The following is an 18,383-nucleotide window of genomic DNA, read 5'->3' as shown; positions in this document are numbered from 1 at the left end:
TCGCACCCCGGGGGAGCTAGGCAGCGTCGTGGGATCAGATGCGGGTGATGACGAGATCGGCCTTGGCCTCGTCAACGGTCTTGCCAAGCGTGGCAGCGACCTCGGCGTAGTCGCGGTGACCGGCGTTGCGCGCGAAGGCGTCAAGCGCCTCCTCCTCGGTGTGCACGGCGAAGAGGAACGAGTAGGCCGGCGTGCAGATCTGATAGCCGCCCTCGACCTCGATGCCGAGCTGCAGCACAGACGCGCTGTCGAGACGGATCCCCTCGGCATGCTCATGGTGGGCGCTGTACTCGGAGCCGACGGGGTAGACGGTCGGGAACTCGTTGGAGAGGATCGTCACCGGCATCCCCTTGTCGGTGGTGACCAGATGGAACGTGCCGTCCTCGTGCCTGCGGGCGAAGATCGCGCGGGCATGCGGCTCAATGGTGCCGTCGTCGGCGTGGGTGCTGACGAAGTTAATAGCGGGCATGGACATGATGCGGTTTCCTGCGTCCTGGTCATGGAGGCCGGGTCATCCGCGCCGTCCATGTCCGATATAATAGGACAAAGTTTGCCTATTGCAAGCCTCACGACAACGTAGTCCCCGGCCATGCCAGGGCTTGTCGTGGGTGTGCCCCCTCATGGAGGGGAAATGCGGTGGTCGGTACCCACCCGCGGGTAGGAGGATTTGCCCCCAAGAGCAGGGGGAAGGGTCGCCCCGAACACGTAAGGGACTACCTGGTTTGCCCCCTTCAGCGGGGGAACTCGGGCCACCTAACTGGTGAACACGCACATCACGAGTTGCCCCCGTTACCGGGGGAAGCAAAGTAGTTATCGGCTCGACCTGGCAGTGCCTAGTCAGCCCCAGTTTCCGGGAATGCCCATAACCGAAGAGATTGTTTTGTTCGATGTCAACGGGGTCGTCTCCCTGGATCGACGTGTCCATTGTATTTATTGTGTGTGCCCATTGAGAGGGCGCCGCTGCCGGTGGCCCGAGAGGGTCATGCCGGATTACGGGGCCGAAGATGTTTCCGTCACCCCTCGCTGAACGACGCGGGGATGACGCATGGGCGCGACGGTTACCATCGAACGGCGGCGCGATCCGAATGCCGAACTCGGCTACGTCTGCCCCGAGTGCAAGGCGTGGTCGTCGGTTACCCTCTGGAAGGACACCGAGGTCCTCTGCGACGAGTGCGGTACCCACGGCGCGATCCGCTGCCCTCTCTGCGAGGAAGACGTCGACACTGTCTTCAACGACTTCGAGGACCCCGACCGGTTCTCGCAGGATGCGGAGCGAAACGCCGGCCCGAGCCTGATCGAGCAGCTTGCCATCTCTCAGGCATTCCTGTCGTCCGCCGACGCCCGCTTCCGAACCCTCCAGGACGAGGCCAACGCTTTCCAGCGCAAAAAAGAATCCGCCAAGCGCGAGGCTGACACCATTCAGTCGGCTTGGCTCCATGCCGTTGGGGATCGCCTTCTGTTCCGTCCGGATCTCGGCACCGCTCTGTTTGAGACGACCCTGGATATGCGGCTGCACCTCGACGAATTCGCGAACGAGGACGCGGTCTACCTGCATGCCGAGATTGTCGGCAAGTACGGCCCCTACACCCCCCGCCCGATCGAAGAGGACGCCTGATCATGGGTCGGATTTGGCTCAAACCCCACTACGTCTAGGTCGACTACGACCCGGTCACCAAGGCCCTGCTGCCCGGGGTCATGACGCCCGGCATGTACTGCGAGGACGAGCAGACCTTCATCTCGATCCTCGTTGATCCCCGCGTCGGGAAGATCGAGCGCGCCATCAACGCCCCGGCCGACAATGGGCGTCCCCGGGCATGGCCGCTCGTAAAGGTCGCGGGCATCCGGCTCCGGATCGCCACCGAGGCCGAACTCGCCGTCCTGCGCGGCGTCACGACAAAGACGCCCCCGCCGCTGGCCGAGGGCCTGACGCTTGACGATATCAAGTCGTGGGGCAAGACCGCTAACCGCATCCGTAACGGGAAGGTCACCCCGAACGCGATGCGGATTCCGCCGGGGATCAGTCGGGCGGCCAAGCGCGCCGCGGCATCGAGGGGGCGGGCATGACTTATATGGTCGGCCCACGACAAAACTGTCCTGGGTACGAGTGGAAGCCGTCCAAGGGGGCATCCAGCATCCGAAGTCCGCTATCCACAGGTATTTAGACCAATACACGTGGGTCGCTGATGCGACCTGCTTACTATGGCCCCATCTTGATGAACAGAGATCAGGAGAATGCCATTGGCGGACCTTGACGCGCTTTTCGACAAAACCGGTGCCGGTTTCTGGAAATCACGCTCCGATGACGAACTCCTCGAAATGGAGTTCACTACCGACGACCCCGAAAGCCTGGATAACATATCGAACGATCCGCCACCCGACGAGGAGGCGATGGTTGAATTGGCCTACAATGTCGCCGGACGAGATGCTGGACGAGTCAGGTGCGTCTTCTGCAAATACCCGAACCACGAGCGCGGCGTGGTGATGCTCTACCGGACCGGCCAACGTCGTCTCGTTGGTCGTGACTGTGCCCATAAACACTACGGCGTGACCTTTGACGCCCTGGTGCAAGACTTCGACGCGGCGCACGACCGCGTCAACTACGTCGAAAGGCAGCGTCTCGCGGTATCCGAGCGCATCGATCTTTTAGGGTTGCTTCGTGCAATGCGCGCCGCGCCCGCCATTCGAGAGTTCGCAGAGACCCGTCGCCGCTTGCGCGACTTCATGGGCAACACCCTGTGGGACCGCTTTGTGAAGATCGCCGACAGGGACGAGCCCCTGAGTGGCGGTCACGGTACCGCCGTTCGCCACGGTGAAATGACTCTGTATGTCGGGTCCCGAAGCGAGGGATACTTGCAGGGCGCCGAGATGGTCCGCACGGGACCCACGGTTGCGGAGCGGCTCGATCAAATCGAACTCGATCTCGCCGGCGTCATAAGGGTCTTGCGCGCCACTGAAGTCGGGACCCGAGACATTCGGGCTGCGCTGGTCCGCATGGTCGACATCTTGAAACAGGTCGAGGCCGAGCGTGTCCGGATGCGATCAGTGACCAGGTTCTTCGATGATGAAAACCTTGGTCGGATCGCGCACTGGATGCGTGAGCACGGGCGACATGGGATCGCAGTTGAGGTGCTCCCGTACAGACTGGTCGATGATTACAGTCAGGCCGAATGCGGGCCACCGAAGGATTATACGATCCCGGGTATGGCGGTGGTGGCCGCTATGCGGGACGCGATTGTGATTTCGCCCAAAAAGAGGCGAAAGGCCTCGTAGCTACCTAGTATTTGGCCGATCCACATCATGCGTCGGCAGATGCCGCAACGAGACGCTCCCACCGCTCGACGGATGCGGGGGAGACCTCGATCGCTATAATGCGCTCACGGACACGGGATACGGCTTCGATTGCGCCATCCGGAGACGGTATCAGACCCCAGAAAAGACATTGGCTCACCAGCGTCGGCCAATGCGGGTAGAGCGTCAATCCCAACCCCAATCCGTGCGCCCACGCCAGAAGCGCCTTAGCGTCTATTGGTTGTTGCGCCTCGGCGACCATGACGTAGGCGGCCTCGCGGACGGCGAAGTCGAGGCACTTCCGGCCGAAGATCTGGATGTCGGTCACCGTGACAGGCTTGTCTTTGACCTCGAAGGCGCGCTCGATCTCATCGCTGCCCGCGTCGGCAAGAACACAGACGTCACCCGGATAGCGCCGTGACGGGGATCCGCTGCATGAGGGGAATCCCCTTCGCGATGGCGAGGGCATGACCAAGCAGTTTTGGCTTGCGCCGGTCGTTCTCGGACCACACCGCCCAGACCAGGTTCGCCCGCGCCATGATCGCTTCGAGCGCCGCCATCCGGTCGGGGCTCGCGTCGATGAGCATCCGGTTAGCCGTCGCGTCTCGGATGTGCTTCTCCATCTTATCCGGGGTGATCCCCCTTAGGTCGGTGCAATTCATGACATCCTCCGTGATGGTCCGACCATGCCGGAAACGTCCTCAACTTCGATTGATCAGATCCGATCAAATGCGACCTTCCGATTCCGCGAACGGTAATCCGGCCAAGGTACGGTGCCTCAAGTCCGGAGACACCGATGCCCTACATCCGCGGCCCGTCATGGCGCCCTCGCAAGATTCTCGGCCACCAGGTCCAGGCCTACCAGACGTCGAAGAACCTTGAGCTCGAATGCGATACCCAGTTCCAGCAGGCGAACCTGACTGATCGGGCGCGCGAGATCATGCTGCAACTCAAGCTGACGGCATGGTTCATCCGTCTGCCCGGTGAGAAGTCGACCTTCGCGACGCTTGTGAAACGGCACGGCCACGACAAAGAAGGTCGCCGCCTGCTGGAAGAGACATGCTCCCATCGCAGAACACCTCTCACGACCGATGAAAACCCGGACTATCTTGACTTATATCAGTATCACTACTCGTTCGTGGACGGCAGGGTCCAGACCTACATGAACGGGAACAAGGATTACCTCTGGAAGCAGGTGAGCGATTACCTCGACTGGATGGCGATACCGATGGACGACAGGAAAGCCCTCGAAGAGATCGCGGATTTCTAGCGTCCCCCCCTGCAACCATCCAGAACCAGAGGGTGTTGTCTGCGACATCGAGCTCGGTCGGCCGATCAAGCTGGCCTTAGGACCCCGGATCAGGCCGCCCTGATCTCGGACGCCGGCTTCGAGATCTTCGGCTTGCGCGCCTCCGTCATGGCGGCGTGCAGGGTGTCCCGATCAGGAAGCACCGCCGCGGCGGCCGCCTGCTCGACGTGCTCCCGCCATGGATCGAGGACGGCGCTCTTCTTCGCCAGGCGCCGGGCCCGGGAGTAGGCGCTCTCCGTGACGTCGTCGGAAGCATGGCCCTCGTTGTGATCGAGGACCAGCTTCACCTCGGCCAGCGTGAAGCCCAAGTCCTCCTGGCCGTGCGTCGTGATGGCCCGGCGCAGGTCGTGCGGGGAGGCGACGACGCCGGGCATGATCCGAAGGGCGTGGTTCAGCACGGACTCGTTGACGTGGCCGACATCGTCGCCCGCCTTCTGCGGACGCAGGCCCGGGAACAGCCAGCGCGATTCGTCACCAACGGCCAGCATGCGCTCGACGGCGGCCCGGGCGGCGCCTGCAAGCGGCAGGTCGTGCGAGCGGTTGTCGCCCCGCTTGCGCGCCGTCTTCCGGAACGCCGGCGGGATGCGCCACACCATGACGCCGTCCTCGATGGCGAAGTCTCGCCGCCGGGCCGAGACGATGGTGCGCCGGCGCTGGGCCGTCAGGACCATCAGCTCGACGGCGGCCGCGACGACGGGATGGAGGATGCCGGCCTGGGCGATGGCGAGGATGCGCCCGACTTCGGCGACGGGCGGGACGTAGCTGCCCGGGCCGTCGTCGTCCTCGTCCTCGTGCTCCTTCCGGGACCGCTCGGGCGGCTTGAGCGCCGACATCACGCCGGGCTTCACCGCGGACAGATGCCGGTTCTCCTCCAGGGCGAGGAACGTCCACATGGGCCGGATGACGGATGCCAGGTGCTCGGCATGCCGCTCCCGGCCTGTCCGGTGCATCGCGGCGACGACGCGGGCCATGGTCCCGAGGTCGAGGGCCCACACCTTCTGCCGCTCGAACGGCTGGAGCTCGGCCACCGTCAGCATCTTGCGGTAGTCGACCCAGGTCGCCTCGCGCCGGGTCCGCTTCACCTCATCAAGGAATCGTTCGCGGGCCTCGGCGAAGGACCATCGCCCGTCGGCGTCGATCCGCGCGGAGATTTCCGCGACGGTCTCGCGCTTCTCCTCGACCGGAGGGGGCGGCTCCACCATTCCAGTCCTGACGAGCTCGCGCTGGAGCCACCGGTCGTCGACCTGGCTGTTCCGGTCCCGGACCTGCTCCATCGCGGCGCCGGCGAGCTTGCGGGCCTGCGTCAGGGTGAGGAAGTCGAGGGTGCCGAGCGTCAGGCGGATGGTCTTGGTCGCGACCTCCGTCCTCCAGGCCCACACCGCCCCGCGGCGACCGACCCTCAGCACCAGCCCCGTCTTGCCGTCGTTGACGTCGTAGGCCTTGGCCCCGGCCGGCAGGGGCTTCCGCGCCGTCTTCACGTGGGCCTCGGTGATAGGCATGGGGAACGGCTCGCGAACTCGGACGGGTCTCGGACGGGATTCTGTCGCGGCGAGATGTCCAACAGGCAAGCGGACTTAGCGGTTTTGGTGAACGGATCGTTGGAAGGGAACCCGGTTTTACTTTCATATCCCCTTGGGCTGGCAGGGAATTCAGGCTACCTCATTCCCCTGTGGAATCCCGGGCGGGGCGGGTTGCTTGGTAACAGGGAAGCGGAATCATAATCCTCGTGTCGGGGGTTCGAGTCCCTCTCCCGCTACCAATTCTTCAACCCGCCCAGTCTCGACGTGGCGGGTTTTTTCATGCCCGCAGGGCACTCCGAAGCCGTGCTGCAAAGCGCGATCGCCGATGCGACGCGGCGGGGGTGATCGCGGCCGCCTCGGGCGGACGGCGCGTCGGGGATCCGGGAGGGACGTCATGCGCTGGATCGTGCCGACCGCGATCGTTCTCGCCGCGCTTCCCGCGGCCGCCCGCGCCGCCGGCGATCCGAGCCGGGACGTGCTCTGGGCGGCGCTGAAGACCTGCGTCCTCGCCAAGAGGCTCGCCGACCGGACCTTTCCCTGCCTCGACGTCGATCTCGGCGACAAGGACCGGCCTGGGACGGCGGTGCTGCGCGCGCCGGGCGAGCCGACCCACGTCGTCGTAATGCCGACGGACACGGTCGCCGGGCTCGAGGCGCCGGTGCTGCGCGGGGCGCGGGGGATCGCCTACTGGCGCGCCGCCCTCGCGGCCCGGCGCTTCGCATCCGCCCCGCTGAAGGGCCGCGTGCCGGTGGAGGAGGTCGGCCTCGCGGTGAACTCGGCCCGGGGCCGAAGCCAGGACCAGCTGCACATCCATCTCGACTGCATCAAGCCGCGGGTGCTGGCCGCCCTGCGGACGCACGGCCACGGCATCCGCGCCACCTGGGCGCCGTTCCCGGTTCCCCTCGCGGGCGACCGCTACCTCGCCCTGCGGGTGACGGCTGCCGAGGCGGAACGCTTCAACCCGTTCGCGGCGCTCGTCCGCCTGCCGGGGCGTCGGGACCTGCGGCAGACCAGCCTCGCGGCGGTCACGACCCCGGCCGGCGATCCGGATCCCGGCTACTACGTGCTGGCCTATCGGGCGCCGCGGGCGAGCGCCGAGGACCTGATGGATCACACCTGCGGGGCGGCTGACGGAGCCGCGACGCCGTAGGCCGCGTGCCGCCGGCGTCGACCGTCATCCGCAGGTCGCTCCGTGCCGTCGAGCCGAACCGGATCGGGGCCGACGAGGCGAAGCGTCATCACGCGCGAGCGCCTTCGCGCGACAACCAGTTGCCTCGACAAGGCGATCCCGGCGCTTATCCTCCACCGATGCGCTTTCCCGAAGCCAGCCGTCACCACGTCCAAGGCGGCCTGCCGCTCGATCGTCCGGATGCCTGAGACGTCGGACCGATCGCCGCGCTGCGTCCACTACGTCGGCTTCAAGGACGATCGCTACTGGAACGCCGTCCGGATCTTCGGCGGTCCCCGGGTGATCCACCGCCGCTGGGATTGGTTCGCGGTCCACGATGTCGGGCCCGACGACGTGGTCGTGTTCGCCGAGGGCGATGCCAGCCAGCCGATGGCGGCGTGGAACGCGACCGACATCGACGAACGCTGGCTCACCTGAGCCGCCGGCCCGCTGTACGCCGGACCATGATCGGGCTGCGGCACTCGAAGCAGCGCGAGCGTGCGAACCGAACCCGGATGGCGACCGTTGATGCGCCATGACCGATCCGACATCCGCCCCAGCGTCCGACGCGATCATCGACGCCCGCCGCCGCGAGATGGCGGTCGAGCACCTGCTGTTCGGCACGATCCGCTTCGTCGCGCAGCGCCATCCGGAGCTCCTCGACGAACTCGACGGCAGCCTCGACCACCTGTGGGACAAGGCCCACGGCGAGGCCCGCGACGACGAGGCGGTGCGCGAGATCGCGCGGCGCTTCATCAAGAGCCTGCACGCCGAGAGCTAGCAGCCGCACGGCCGCCCGCGACCTCTCGGATTCGATGTCCCACAGGGCCGCCTTCGAGGCGGGCGGTGCCGCAGGCGGCCGGCGCCGCCAGCCCCGGACCGATGCGGTCGGTGGAGAACGCATCCTCGCGCGTCGGCCGCCGTTCGTGCCGGTGCCGTCGGCCTCGGCGCGTGGGGGGCGCCGTCACATAGCCCGCTGAGGTCCGGCCACGGCGAGCGCGAGGACCGCAACCCGCACTTAATTTCTTGCTTTGGGAGTGCCGGCGCGTCCGCCAGGCGACCGGCACCTTGCAGCGCGGGTGCAGCGCGAAACTTCAGGACGTGCGGCACCGCGCAGGCGCCGTGGATCGCGTCGATCTGGTCGATCGCAACACCCCCCCTCTGCAGGTCGAGCGCCGTGTCGAGAAGTGGCCCGAACGCGCCCGCGCCGACCTTACCGACCCGGACGTCGATCCGACGGAACAGCCGCACGGGCTCGGCGGCGATGGCCGCCACCGCCTCGGGATCGGTCGCGTCGGTCGGGGTCGCGACCACCTCGTCGTTGCCGACCCGGAACTCACGACCGCGTGGCATCGGGCCCACCGATACGGCGCGCGGCCGGAACGACGCAGCCCGCGCGCGCCATGAACGCCCCAGCGGCCGCATGGGCGATACCGCTCGATGCGCCGGTCAGGACGACGGTCACCATTGGAGTTCGGACATGCTCGCGCTCCGTCGCGACGTGCTTCGCGAGGCGAGCAGGTCCGGGTTCGCGTCCTGCGCGACCCTTACGACACGGGCGTGTACCGGCTTGGCGCGCCACGTCCCGATCGCGCAGGAGAGAAGAAGCTTGACCATAGCAACTAGTACGAAATCATTGTACTAGGAAATCCCGCCTATGACTTATGTCATAGGCGCCTCTTTAAGTATGTTAAAGGCAAAGGCCGAAAATTGTCGTAATAGAGCACAATGCAGGTGCATCTCGTTACGCTCGGCTCACACGGCGACGTTCTGCCGTTCCTTGCGCTCGCCTCCGCCCTCAAGCGGCGCGGTCATGCCGTCGCCCTGGCGGCGCCGGCGCCGTTCGGCGGGCTGGCGAAGCGGGCCGGGGTCGATTTCCACGCTCTCGGCACGCAGGCGGATTACGAGCGCACCATCCGGCACCCGGATCTCTGGCATCCGCGGCGCGGGGTCGCACCGCTTCTGCAGACCCTGTCCTCGGCGACCGAGCCGGTGTTCGACTGGCTGCGCACACGGTGGTCGGCCGAGGGCGGTGTCGTCGTGGCCTCCCCCAACAGCCTCGGCGCCCGCGTCGCGCAGGACAAGCTCGGCCTGCCCCTGGTGACGCTCCACGTCGCGCCGTTCCTGATTGAGAGCCGCCGCGACGCCCCCGTGCTTCCGGGCCTGCCGCTGGCGCACCTCCTGCCGTCGCGCACGCGGCATTGGCTCGGGCGGGGCGGGGATCGCTACGTCGTCGACCCGGCGGTGCTGCCCGGCCTGAACGCGTTTCGGGCGACCCTCGGCCTGCCGCCGGTCCGCCGGCTGCGCCACTGGTGGAACAGCCCGACGCGGATGGTGCTCACCTGCCCGGACTGGTTCGCCGAGCCGCAGCCCGATTGGCCCGAGCAGGCCGTGCAGGTCGGCTTTCCGCTCTCGGATCGCTTCGGTGACCGGGACGGGCTCGACCCGGAGGTGGCGGCCTTCCTCGACGCGGGCGCGCCGCCCATCGCCTTCACCTACGGCTCGGGAATGCGCCAGGGTCGGGCGTTCTTCCGCACCGCGACCGCTCTGTGTCGGCGCATGGGCCGCCGCGGCATCCTGCTGGCGCCGCAGGCCGATCAGGTCTCCGACACCCTGACGCCGGAGATCCGGCACGTGGCCTACGCGCCGTTCAGCGCGCTGCTGCCGCACTGTGCCGCCCTGGTCCATCACGGCGGCATCGGCACCGTGGCGCAGGCGCTCACCGCCGGCATCCCGCAACTCGTCGTTCCGGTGGCGTTCGATCACTTCGACGAAGCCGCCCGCCTGAGGAAGCTCGGCGTGGGGGCGACGCTGAGCCGTCGCCGGTTCACGCCGTCACGCGGCGCGCGCGTCATGGATCGGCTCCTGACCTCCCCGACCGTGGCGCACGCCTGCCGCGAGGCCGCGCAGCGGGTCGCGCACGAAGACGGGCTCGGCGCGACCTGCGATGCCGTCGAGCAGGCGATCGCGGCGTGAGCCCCGGCAAGACCACGAAACGTCGGTCGCACCCGGTGACGGGCGACGGCCCGGCCGATTGAGCGGTCGCGACCGTCGGGGCGACCGTCTGCGTGAAGTCAGGCTCGCGACCGCGACCTCCGCGGCACCTGACCACAGGCTCCGAACCGGGTGGCGAACGGACGGTTGGCCTCGCGACCATGGGTGGCATGGGCGGGCCTGCCCGGCATGTCGCGACGAAGGAGGTTCCGGGTGCCGTTTTCATTGAACAAGGCGATCTGCGTCCTCGGCTGCGTCGCCTGCCTACTGGGGCCGGCATGGCCTGCCGCGGCGCAGAGCACGGGCTACGTCACCGGCTTTCCGGGCAAGGATCCGGCTGGCGACGACGAGATCGGGTGGGGGCCGGCCTACAGGCCGGAGACGAGCTTCTCGCAACCCGGCACGCCGCCGACGCCCGGCGATTTCGCGGGCGCCGCCTATCGGGCGCGCACGGGCCGCGGGCCCTACGACGACGTGCAGAACGTCGGCGGCATTCGGCAGGTCCGTACAGAGCCCAGCGAGCGGTTCGCGATGGCATCGCAGCGCATCGTCCGCGCGCGTCGGATCGGCAAGCGGTCAGCGGCCGCACACGGCCACGTCCGGCACCGGGCGGCACGGCAGGCGATCCGATGAAGGGGCCCTTTCGCGTCGACCGCGACGCGTCTTCCGTGCGAGGGCGACGCTACAGGAAGTCGATCTTCCGGGCGAAATAGTCGCTGTGCGGATTGACGCCCATCGGCTCGGACGAGACGAAGGGCCGGGCCGCCTGGAACACGATCATCGCCATGATGGCCGCCATCGACCCACCGACCGGTGCCGATACGATGGCCAGGACCGGCGAGTATTTCCAGAGCAGCAGAGTCGTGATCGCGAGCCCGACGGCCGACGCCAGCACGATCCGAAAGATGCAGCATTCCGACGGTTGCATGCTTGCCTCCCAACCTGGGCACGTAAATCATAGGTTGTTAACATTGCCAAACATTCAATCGTGCCGTGTGTGCGTACTCATCCGCAAGGCATGACCGCGGCTTACCGCGCGCAGGGTTCGGCCTCGCGGTTTTTCCGAAGGCTGTTGCAAACCGGTCACGCTGGATCACGGCGGGCAACGATCCGCCGGCGGCGTCTCCCGCAATCATCCTGGCACCGACCTTGCTCCGACGGTGCACCGCGGCGTGTTGCGACGCAGCGTGCGCACCGGCACGTCACGGCCAAGGTCGGATCGCCATCTTTGGATCGACGTAGATCGCGGTGCGGCTGCACCGCCGGCGGATCGCTTCGCCACAACCGGTAAGGATGCCAAGCATGAAACTGAAGCTGTTCAGCTACGCGATGATCGGGGCCTTCGCTTTCGGCCTCGTTGCGACCGTCATCGGGACGGCCAGCGTGATTGTCGGCTTCTGATCGAAGGACTTGGGGCGCGATTCGAGGCGTGCGCGGCGGGGCCGGGTCCCGCCGCGCGCGTCCCATGCTGGATCGGACCCACGCATTCATGGCCCTGGTTCGGCGGTGATCGAACGCTAGGTGCATATGCTTGAGCGACGGCGATCCGCCGGCGCGAGCCGGACACCGTCCCATGGCCCTGGAAAAGCATTCCGATCAGGATGCGCACCTTTCCGCCACCGATCCGAACATCGTGGCCTTCGCCATGATCGAGGGTGGGCGGGTGATCCACGTCGAGATCCCGGTCGACGTGATGCATGCCGAGTTCGGCGCGACCAAGCTCGGGCCGGTCGACTTCTTCGAGTCGCATCGTGCCGTGATCGAGGGAACCGCGAAGCAGACTTATGAGCGCCTGTCCGAGCCGAGCGACCGCGTTCGGATCGGTGCTGCGGATTTTGCCGCGCCGGGCTCGCGGGCCAATGCGGCGGACGAGGTGACCTGACCGAGGACGACCCGTCGAGGCTCCCCGGCTCGGACGCGATCGGCACCGCGGATCATGCCGCCGGCGCCGCTCGGAACATCGCGACGCGCTTGCGAGAACCGCGACCGATCGCAGGACGTTGCTCTTCCGAACTGGAGAGTCCCCCATGCCCGATCAGGTCGCCAACACCGAAGATCTCGCGAACACCACCTACGACGCCGGCCGTCCCGCCGACGCTGGGGAAACGGGTGGTGCGCCAGCCGCCCGGAAGCCGGAGGAAGGCCTGACCGACGCGACCAGTTCCGAGCCGCTCCCGGTGCCGGGAGAGGATGCCGAGGTCGGCTTGGCCCAGAAGGGCACCGGCGAGGCCGCGGTCGTCCGCCGCGAAACCGAGATCTGAAGGACCGCCCGCATGACCGCCGACACAACCGACACCCAGGCCCAGCGGATGCCGCAGGGAAAACCGAAGCCGAACGGCGCGGCGATCACGCCCCAGGACACCGTCACCGGGGAGACCAAGCCGGGCGCGGGCCCGATGGACCGGCCGGGAACGGAGGCTGAGGACAAGGCTCGGCGTCCGTAGGCCGCTAGGCGCGGCTGGACCCGACGACGCGAACTCGCAACCTGTCCCGAACGCGGATCGGCGCGAGCCGCTGGGTTCGCCATGCCATAGGGTCCGATCGGCGAAGCGACGCCACCACGCCGTCCCATCGAGGCCGCGAGGCCTCCGGCAGCGTGACGGCATCGGCGCTTTCGGTGGGACGGACCCGATCAGCCGGTCTTCTCGACGGCGCTCGGCAGGACGAGCGGCGGCGTCTGCTGGTGCTGGATCACGCGCCAGACCTCGTGCGACACGCGTCGATAGGTCGAGGTGCAGTTCGCCTGATACGCCTCGTCGTCGCGCGCGGCCTCGACGTGGTAGGCGACCACGATGATGCCCTCCTGCGGCCGGGCGATCTGGCCCTTCGAGAACGCGACCTCGGTCCATCGCGGCGTATGAGCGACGGCCTCGATCGCCTGGGTGCCGCTGAGCACGAAGGGCGGGTGCGGCAGCACCATGAGGCATTCCTCGTCGACGAGCTCGCGATAATGGTCGGGACTGCCGTCCCAGAGGCTCTTCTCGAAAGACCAGACCCGGTCGTCGTCCATGGCGTTCACCTCAAGCAGCGGGAAGTCCCTCGGAGAAGTGCGGTCGCACCGCTTCGTTCCGTCGTGCCGCGACCCTGCGAGCGGGTCGACCGCTTGAAGCTCGGGTCGTCCGAAACCGTAAAACGGTATCGCCGACGCGCCCGAACGCGCTTGGCCCGACGTCGCGCAACGACCTTCGCAGAGGGTCATTCCGGCTCGGCGAGGTCCCGCACTGTGCTTCGGAAGCCTTGTCGGACCACGGCCGAATTCTGACGCCGGACCGGACGCCGCAGTCGCTTTCCGGTCGGCCGAAGCTCCGATGTCTAAATTCGGCACATCATCGACGGCATCGCTCTTGCCGAAACTTGGTGCGTTCGCCATTTCTTGTCTCACTCACGGACAAGCGGGGGCCCGCGATCCGGGATCGAAACGATGTCCTCATCAACGACGGAACGGCTCCTCGATGTCGGCGGCCCCTTGAGCCGCCGATCGACGGTCATCGCCAACGTGCGCTGGTTCCGAAAGCTCGCCGCGCGCGCGCTTCGCGACGGCGCGCCGAATGCGGAGGTGCGGGCGGCCAACGCCCGAGCCGCCGCGCGCATCCTGATCCGTCAGGGGAAGCGCGAAGCGCTGGTCGACCGCTTGATCCGTGAGGCGCAAGGGGCCGACGTCTAGGCCTTCCGCACCGATCCACGCCCTTCGCGAACAGTCCGCCGGAGCGCCGCATCCACGCACCGGCGGCCGACGGTCAGTGCCCGGCCGGCGCCGGCTGACCCGGCTGGAGCCAGGTCTTCAGCGCGTCGAGCCAGCCGGCAGGCAGCACGACCCAGCTCGGCAGGGCGGGCAGGACGTTGGCGGCCGAGCCGTTCCAGCGGCCGGCAAGGGTCTGGCGGCTTTCCGCATCCATCTCGCGGATCTTCAGGTCGAGGATCTTTTCCTGGATCGGCAGCGTCTGCATCTGCGCCTGAGCCGACTGGGCGTTCTTTATCGCCACAAAGGTCAGGTCGATCGCCTTCTGGATCTCGGAGTTGTCGAAGGTCAGACCCTCGGCGTAGCCGAGCGTCGTCACCGTGATCCCCATCGGCTCGTAGACGCGCCGGACCTCCTTCTCGACGGCCTCGATGATCGCCGCCTTGCCGTGGATCGCCTCGTCGGTGGTGCGGCGGCCGAACTCCTTGGCCATCGCCGCCTGGACGGTGCGGTGGACGTTCCCGTCGACCACCTCGGCCAGCGACTTGCCCTGGATCACGCTCGCGAAGTTCACCTGCGGGTCGCTCGCGTTGCCGCCGGTGGCGCGCGCGCCGAACCAGTAGACGAACTTGCTCGCATCCTCCTCCTTCACGAAGGCCGAGACGACGACGCCGGTGCGCAGGGTCACCGATTCTGCGGTCTCGAAGCGGATGCCCTGGTCCTTGGCCGAGGTGCCGCGATCGGTCGAGCTCACCCATTCGCGCGAGACCGGCGACCGGTCGACGAGCATCAGCCGCGCGGCGGGCACGTAGTAATCGTAGGCCCAGCCGGGATTGCGGATCAGCGTGTGCGGGATTTGGACCCGCTTCATCGCGACCTTGCGCTCGTTCAGGAACTGCTCGGACATGAAGGCCGCCTGGCCGGACTTCGATTCGCCGACCTCGGGGATGAGGAAGGCGGTCTGGTTCGGCAGGACCTCGACGAATTCCGGGTAGTCGCGGGTGTCGTAGTAGGCCTGTGCCGGCTCGGGCTGCGCCTCGACCAGCAAGCCCGCGACCGCGAGCCCGGCATATCCGGCCCCGCGCCGTCCGACGCACCAGATCGCGGCGATCAGGGCCAGGGACAGGATTGCCGCGAACGGGCCGGCGCCGTTCAGGGCCGTCGCGGCCCAGGCGGTCTCGGCCGCCGGCCAGTCGGCATCCTGGAACTGGCGGGCCGCGATGCGCCCGGCCTCCGCGGCGCCGAGCCGGTCGCCCGGCCCTGCACGCAGGACGAAGGCATCCGTGCCGACGACGAGCGTCGTCAACGCGATACGAAGCGTGGTGCTCATGGATGGGGGTCTGCAGCGAGACGTGAGATGCCCCAGATGGCCTGGGGCCGTCACCGTGGGCGGAGGGCACGCCGGAGTCTCGCCGGGGCCGCGTCGCGCGGTGCTCGCCGACCGGGATGGCGGCGAACGACGGTGATCATCGCGCCGCGACGTGTGCGCCGCAACACCAAAGCGATAGGCGGTGCGTGCGGCGCGGACAACGAAGCCATGCGACCCTTGCAGGTCGCCGGCCTCACCGGCCGAGGGACGGGCCGCCGGCCGCACCGCCGGTGCCGGGCGGTCCGCTGGTTGGCGTCCCGCCGATGTTCACGCTCGGGGTGGTACCGGGCACGGACGAGTTGCTCGGGTTGGCCTCGTTGCCGCGGGTGATCGGGCTCGGGCCGAGGTCGCGCGCTCCGCCGACGACACCGCCGGTGCCGGGAGGGGCGGTGACGCCGGTATTGCCGGCGCCGCCCGTGACGATCTGCGCCGAGGCGGGACCGCTTAGGAGAACTCCGAGCGCGGAGGCGAGTGCGATCGTCGAGCGTGTCATCGGGCCGTCCATTTCATGAGAGGTCGCACGGCAACGGACGGAAGCAGGCGCGGTTCATCCGAAACCCGGGGGATTCGGCAGGTCGACCACCTGCCTAGCCTCGGCGGCATCGCTGCGAGGTCGCTCAAGTCGCTCTTCGATGGCTGGCACCGCTTCTCGACCGGTCGACGGGGTTGCCCTAGGCTTCGGCGACACGAGGATGTCCGGCATGCGAGGGCACGGGGTGAGGAGCGTGCGTTTCCCGAAGCGAACACGTCCGTCGGCCCCGCCGTCGACGTTCTCTGCGATGCTCGTGGCGATGGTCGCCCTCGTGCCGGCGGCGTCCGCGGCGCCGCGCGGGGACGGATCTCGGCACGTCGTCGTGAAGTACGGCCTCAGCTTCCTCAATCTCGGCGTCGGCACCGCGGATCTCACGGCCGACCTCACCCCCGAGCGCTACGCGATCGGCCTCACCGGGCGCCTCACCGGTCTCGCCGGCTGGTTCTTCCAGGGCGACGGCACGGCGCGGTCGAGCGGGCGCCTGTCGCCGGCCGGCGCGGTGCCGAGCACCTTTCGGATCGACAGCCGCTACGGCACCGCACCGGTGCGCGTGCTGGTGACGTTCGATGCCGGCACCGTCCGCAAGGCGGAGGTCGAGCCCGAGCCGCAGCCGAAACCCGATCGCGTCCCGGTCACCGCCGCCGACACGACCAACGTCACCGATCCGATCGGCATGCTGGCGGTGCTGGTCGGCCCCGGCCCGCTGGTCCCCGCCATGTGCGATCGGCGCATCCCGGTCTTCGACGGCGCCGCCCGCGCCGACATCGCGCTGTCGCGCGGCACGGTGGTCCAGGTCGCCGCCGGGCCCTACCGCGGGCCCGCGCTCGAGTGCCGGATCCGCTGGATCCCGGTGGCGGGCCACCGCGCCAAGGGCTCGTCCGTGCGCCGGATGTCGGAGAACGACGACATGCGCGTGCGCCTCGCCCCGATCACGGAAGCCGGGCTGCTGCTGCCGCTCTCGATCGCCGTCGGCACCGGCTGGGGCACGGCGCGCATCGAGGCGACGAGCTGGAATGCCGCGCCGGCCAAGCCCGCCCTCGCGGATCCATGAGGCCGGCTCGGGGCTTTCGGCATCGCGGCTCATGTTCGGACCCGGCGCCCCGAACGTCGGACGAAGGCCGCAGGAGGACGATGCGATGCGACGCCCACCCTTTGCGATTCGATCGCTCGCGGCCCTGGCGATGATCGTCCTCCCGGTCGCGGGCATGCCCCGCGCCCAGGCTCAGACCGTCGCGGCGCCGCCGTCCGGCTCCGCGGCGGCGACGCCCGACAACGCGATCCTGCTCACGGTCTTCCTGAAGCACGACCAGTCGCGTCCGCTGGCCGAGCTGAACGCGCAGCTCACCCGGCAGGGGTTCTACAAGGCCTTCCCGCCGCCCGGCATCGAGGTGGTGTCGTGGAACGTCGTGATGGGCATCGGCCAGGTCATCGTCCTGCGCCTGCCGGCGAACCGGATCCGCGAGATCAACCGCGTGCTGGAGGATACCGCCTGGGGCGCCTACCGGACCGAGTTCTACCCGACCTACGATTACAGGGCCGTCGGCCTCGGCGAGCACGAGAAGGCGCAGTAGGCCGCACCGATGACGACCGTTCAGGCCCGGCTTCGGCTCGGGCCACGGCGTTGAGGGCCGCTCTCGCGAGCGTCGTCGCAGACGTCTTGCGCTCCCCGCGGGCGTCCCGCGCCGATGCCCGCCGGCGGCATCGGCGCGGCGGACACGTCGCGCGGCGGATCGCCCGATGCGGCATCTCGAGCCGATGTTTCAGACCGGACTTGGTCTGGCTCCCTGTCCGTGGCATAATCAGCGCATGAGCGATACATCAACGAACATCCATCCGTACTCCCTGGAGATCATTCCCCCGAAGGCCGACGGCGGCTCGTATCAGTGGGCCATCCGCAAGAATGGCAAGCTGACCCAGCGCTCCGACCGGAGCCTGCCGAGCGAGGCGAAGGCCCGCGAGAGCGGCCTCGGCCAGATCGAAAAGCTGCTGTCGGGCGTCGGCGACCGCTAAGGCCCACGCCCCTTCGATTTGCGAGACAGGAACGGCGCGGCCCCCCAGGGTCCGCGCCGTTCCGCTTTCCGGGCGTCGTCGTCGCCGCATCCCCGGGCCGGACGACAGGGTTCGACCGCAGGACGGTTGCCATGTCCGCCCCGGCGCCAATGTAAGGCTCATGCTCGAAACGAACCGCCAAGCCCAGACCATCGTCGCCAAGCCGGACGCGCCGCCGACCCTCGACGCGCTGACGCGCCAGCGCCTCGGGCGCCATCTCCAGGCGCTCTACGAGCCGGTGATCGACGAAGCGCTCGATCCACGCCTGGCCGAATTGATGCGGCAGCTCGACGACGATCGACAGGGCGGTTCCTGACGCCGCGTTCCGAAGCGGGGGGAACGCTGCGCTCCGTCATCGGTACGGAACGTCCGACGCTTGCATGGTGCGTCGCAACGTACTATGGTGCGCTGCGGGATAGCGATGGCGTCGCGGTCCTGCTGCCCATCTTGGGCGTTTCCTCCCTAGACTTCGGGC

Annotated in this window: 26 protein-coding genes; 18 read left to right on the top strand and 8 right to left on the bottom strand. The window is 68.1% G+C overall.

Annotated features, from left to right (window positions below; all coding sequences use genetic code 11):
* Positions 1 to 34 precede the first annotated feature (34 nt).
* A complete protein-coding gene (locus tag MKK64_RS23710; protein ID WP_243938007.1) occupies positions 35 to 475 on the bottom strand; it encodes a hypothetical protein in 441 nt (146 codons plus the stop codon).
* Between the two features lie 570 nt (positions 476 to 1,045).
* On the opposite strand from MKK64_RS23710, the gene MKK64_RS23705 reads away from it, so the two are divergent.
* The 3 genes from MKK64_RS23705 (at position 1,046) to MKK64_RS23695 (ending at position 3,270) form a co-directional block, all read left to right on the top strand.
* A complete protein-coding gene (locus MKK64_RS23705) occupies positions 1,046 to 1,615 on the top strand; it encodes a hypothetical protein (protein ID WP_243938005.1) in 570 nt (189 codons plus the stop codon).
* Positions 1,616 to 1,695: 80 nt separating this feature from the next.
* The gene (locus MKK64_RS23700) at positions 1,696 to 2,064 is read left to right on the top strand and encodes a hypothetical protein (RefSeq protein WP_243938003.1); all 369 of its coding nucleotides are present in this window, start codon (positions 1,696 to 1,698) and stop codon (positions 2,062 to 2,064) included.
* 174 nt (positions 2,065 to 2,238) lie between these two features.
* On the top strand, positions 2,239 to 3,270 hold the full coding sequence (locus tag MKK64_RS23695) for a hypothetical protein (RefSeq protein WP_243938001.1): 1,032 nt from the start codon (positions 2,239 to 2,241) through the stop codon (positions 3,268 to 3,270).
* Positions 3,271 to 3,295: 25 nt separating this feature from the next.
* On the opposite strand, the gene MKK64_RS23690 is transcribed toward MKK64_RS23695, so the two are convergent.
* Positions 3,296 to 3,616, bottom strand: coding sequence for a hypothetical protein (locus MKK64_RS23690; protein ID WP_243937999.1), 321 nt, complete (start codon positions 3,614 to 3,616; stop codon positions 3,296 to 3,298).
* Between the two features lie 73 nt (positions 3,617 to 3,689).
* The gene (locus MKK64_RS23685; protein ID WP_243937997.1) at positions 3,690 to 3,911 is read right to left on the bottom strand and encodes a hypothetical protein; all 222 of its coding nucleotides are present in this window, start codon (positions 3,909 to 3,911) and stop codon (positions 3,690 to 3,692) included.
* 173 nt (positions 3,912 to 4,084) lie between these two features.
* Here MKK64_RS23685 and MKK64_RS23680 point away from each other — a divergent pair, with 173 nt between their 5' ends.
* A complete protein-coding gene (locus MKK64_RS23680) occupies positions 4,085 to 4,558 on the top strand; it encodes a hypothetical protein (RefSeq protein WP_243937995.1) in 474 nt (157 codons plus the stop codon).
* Positions 4,559 to 4,647: 89 nt separating this feature from the next.
* Here the strand turns inward: MKK64_RS23680 and MKK64_RS23675 are convergent, their stop codons facing one another.
* Positions 4,648 to 6,096 carry a tyrosine-type recombinase/integrase gene (locus MKK64_RS23675; RefSeq protein ID WP_243937993.1) on the bottom strand — a complete coding sequence of 483 codons (1,449 nt, stop codon included), beginning with the start codon at positions 6,094 to 6,096 and terminating at the stop codon, positions 4,648 to 4,650.
* A 415-nt stretch (positions 6,097 to 6,511) separates the two neighbouring features.
* Here MKK64_RS23675 and MKK64_RS23670 point away from each other — a divergent pair, with 415 nt between their 5' ends.
* The 6 genes from MKK64_RS23670 to MKK64_RS23645 all read left to right on the top strand — a co-directional run bounded on the left by MKK64_RS23670 (position 6,512) and on the right by MKK64_RS23645 (position 10,912).
* Complete coding sequence (locus tag MKK64_RS23670) at positions 6,512 to 7,267, top strand: CDP-diacylglycerol diphosphatase (RefSeq protein ID WP_243937991.1); 756 nt, start codon at positions 6,512 to 6,514, stop codon at positions 7,265 to 7,267.
* Positions 7,268 to 7,486: 219 nt separating this feature from the next.
* Positions 7,487 to 7,723 carry a hypothetical protein gene (locus MKK64_RS23665; protein WP_147726758.1) on the top strand — a complete coding sequence of 79 codons (237 nt, stop codon included), beginning with the start codon at positions 7,487 to 7,489 and terminating at the stop codon, positions 7,721 to 7,723.
* A gap of 97 nt (positions 7,724 to 7,820) precedes the next feature.
* Positions 7,821 to 8,066, top strand: a complete 246-nt coding sequence (locus MKK64_RS23660; protein ID WP_187274660.1) for a hypothetical protein — start codon at positions 7,821 to 7,823, stop codon at positions 8,064 to 8,066.
* Positions 8,067 to 8,407: 341 nt separating this feature from the next.
* Positions 8,408 to 8,692 carry a hypothetical protein gene (locus MKK64_RS23655; protein ID WP_243937990.1) on the top strand — a complete coding sequence of 95 codons (285 nt, stop codon included), beginning with the start codon at positions 8,408 to 8,410 and terminating at the stop codon, positions 8,690 to 8,692.
* Between the two features lie 321 nt (positions 8,693 to 9,013).
* Entirely contained in the window at positions 9,014 to 10,261 is a 1,248-nt protein-coding gene (locus MKK64_RS23650) for a glycosyltransferase (protein ID WP_243937988.1), read from the top strand.
* Positions 10,262 to 10,504: 243 nt separating this feature from the next.
* Entirely contained in the window at positions 10,505 to 10,912 is a 408-nt protein-coding gene (locus MKK64_RS23645; protein ID WP_243937986.1) for a hypothetical protein, read from the top strand.
* 49 nt (positions 10,913 to 10,961) lie between these two features.
* Here the strand turns inward: MKK64_RS23645 and MKK64_RS23640 are convergent, their stop codons facing one another.
* Positions 10,962 to 11,207 (bottom strand): hypothetical protein, encoded by a 246-nt coding sequence (locus MKK64_RS23640; RefSeq protein WP_147726754.1) that lies wholly within the window; start codon positions 11,205 to 11,207, stop codon positions 10,962 to 10,964.
* Between the two features lie 645 nt (positions 11,208 to 11,852).
* On the opposite strand from MKK64_RS23640, the gene MKK64_RS23635 reads away from it, so the two are divergent.
* The 3 genes from MKK64_RS23635 to MKK64_RS23625 all read left to right on the top strand — a co-directional run bounded on the left by MKK64_RS23635 (position 11,853) and on the right by MKK64_RS23625 (position 12,723).
* Entirely contained in the window at positions 11,853 to 12,161 is a 309-nt protein-coding gene (locus MKK64_RS23635) for a DUF1488 family protein (RefSeq protein WP_147841014.1), read from the top strand.
* A gap of 145 nt (positions 12,162 to 12,306) precedes the next feature.
* On the top strand, positions 12,307 to 12,540 hold the full coding sequence (locus MKK64_RS23630; protein ID WP_243937984.1) for a hypothetical protein: 234 nt from the start codon (positions 12,307 to 12,309) through the stop codon (positions 12,538 to 12,540).
* Positions 12,541 to 12,552: 12 nt separating this feature from the next.
* Positions 12,553 to 12,723 carry a hypothetical protein gene (locus MKK64_RS23625; RefSeq protein ID WP_243937983.1) on the top strand — a complete coding sequence of 57 codons (171 nt, stop codon included), beginning with the start codon at positions 12,553 to 12,555 and terminating at the stop codon, positions 12,721 to 12,723.
* A 188-nt stretch (positions 12,724 to 12,911) separates the two neighbouring features.
* On the opposite strand, the gene MKK64_RS23620 is transcribed toward MKK64_RS23625, so the two are convergent.
* Positions 12,912 to 13,289, bottom strand: coding sequence for a DUF4440 domain-containing protein (locus tag MKK64_RS23620; protein WP_147841012.1), 378 nt, complete (start codon positions 13,287 to 13,289; stop codon positions 12,912 to 12,914).
* 411 nt (positions 13,290 to 13,700) lie between these two features.
* Between MKK64_RS23620 and MKK64_RS23615 the strand changes: the two genes are divergently transcribed.
* A complete protein-coding gene (locus tag MKK64_RS23615; protein ID WP_243937980.1) occupies positions 13,701 to 13,943 on the top strand; it encodes a hypothetical protein in 243 nt (80 codons plus the stop codon).
* A 73-nt stretch (positions 13,944 to 14,016) separates the two neighbouring features.
* On the opposite strand, the gene MKK64_RS23610 is transcribed toward MKK64_RS23615, so the two are convergent.
* Together MKK64_RS23610 and MKK64_RS23605 are read right to left on the bottom strand one after the other, a co-directional pair.
* On the bottom strand, positions 14,017 to 15,288 hold the full coding sequence (locus tag MKK64_RS23610) for a hypothetical protein (protein WP_243937978.1): 1,272 nt from the start codon (positions 15,286 to 15,288) through the stop codon (positions 14,017 to 14,019).
* 232 nt (positions 15,289 to 15,520) lie between these two features.
* Complete coding sequence (locus MKK64_RS23605; RefSeq protein WP_243937976.1) at positions 15,521 to 15,820, bottom strand: hypothetical protein; 300 nt, start codon at positions 15,818 to 15,820, stop codon at positions 15,521 to 15,523.
* A gap of 286 nt (positions 15,821 to 16,106) precedes the next feature.
* Between MKK64_RS23605 and MKK64_RS23600 the strand changes: the two genes are divergently transcribed.
* The 4 genes from MKK64_RS23600 to MKK64_RS23585 all read left to right on the top strand — a co-directional run bounded on the left by MKK64_RS23600 (position 16,107) and on the right by MKK64_RS23585 (position 18,224).
* Positions 16,107 to 16,910 (top strand): DUF3108 domain-containing protein, encoded by an 804-nt coding sequence (locus MKK64_RS23600; protein WP_243937974.1) that lies wholly within the window; start codon positions 16,107 to 16,109, stop codon positions 16,908 to 16,910.
* A gap of 85 nt (positions 16,911 to 16,995) precedes the next feature.
* Positions 16,996 to 17,430, top strand: a complete 435-nt coding sequence (locus tag MKK64_RS23595) for a hypothetical protein (protein ID WP_147841009.1) — start codon at positions 16,996 to 16,998, stop codon at positions 17,428 to 17,430.
* A 166-nt stretch (positions 17,431 to 17,596) separates the two neighbouring features.
* Positions 17,597 to 17,869, top strand: coding sequence for a hypothetical protein (locus MKK64_RS23590; RefSeq protein WP_243937961.1), 273 nt, complete (start codon positions 17,597 to 17,599; stop codon positions 17,867 to 17,869).
* A gap of 160 nt (positions 17,870 to 18,029) precedes the next feature.
* Positions 18,030 to 18,224 (top strand): hypothetical protein, encoded by a 195-nt coding sequence (locus MKK64_RS23585; protein ID WP_147726735.1) that lies wholly within the window; start codon positions 18,030 to 18,032, stop codon positions 18,222 to 18,224.
* The last annotated feature ends 159 nt before the right edge of the window (positions 18,225 to 18,383 follow it).

The organism is Methylobacterium sp. E-025 (genome assembly GCF_022829705.1).
Taxonomy (GTDB): Bacteria; Pseudomonadota; Alphaproteobacteria; order Rhizobiales; family Beijerinckiaceae; genus Methylobacterium.
Note: the sequence above shows the minus strand (reverse complement) of the source record. Positions and strands in the feature narration are given on the sequence as shown.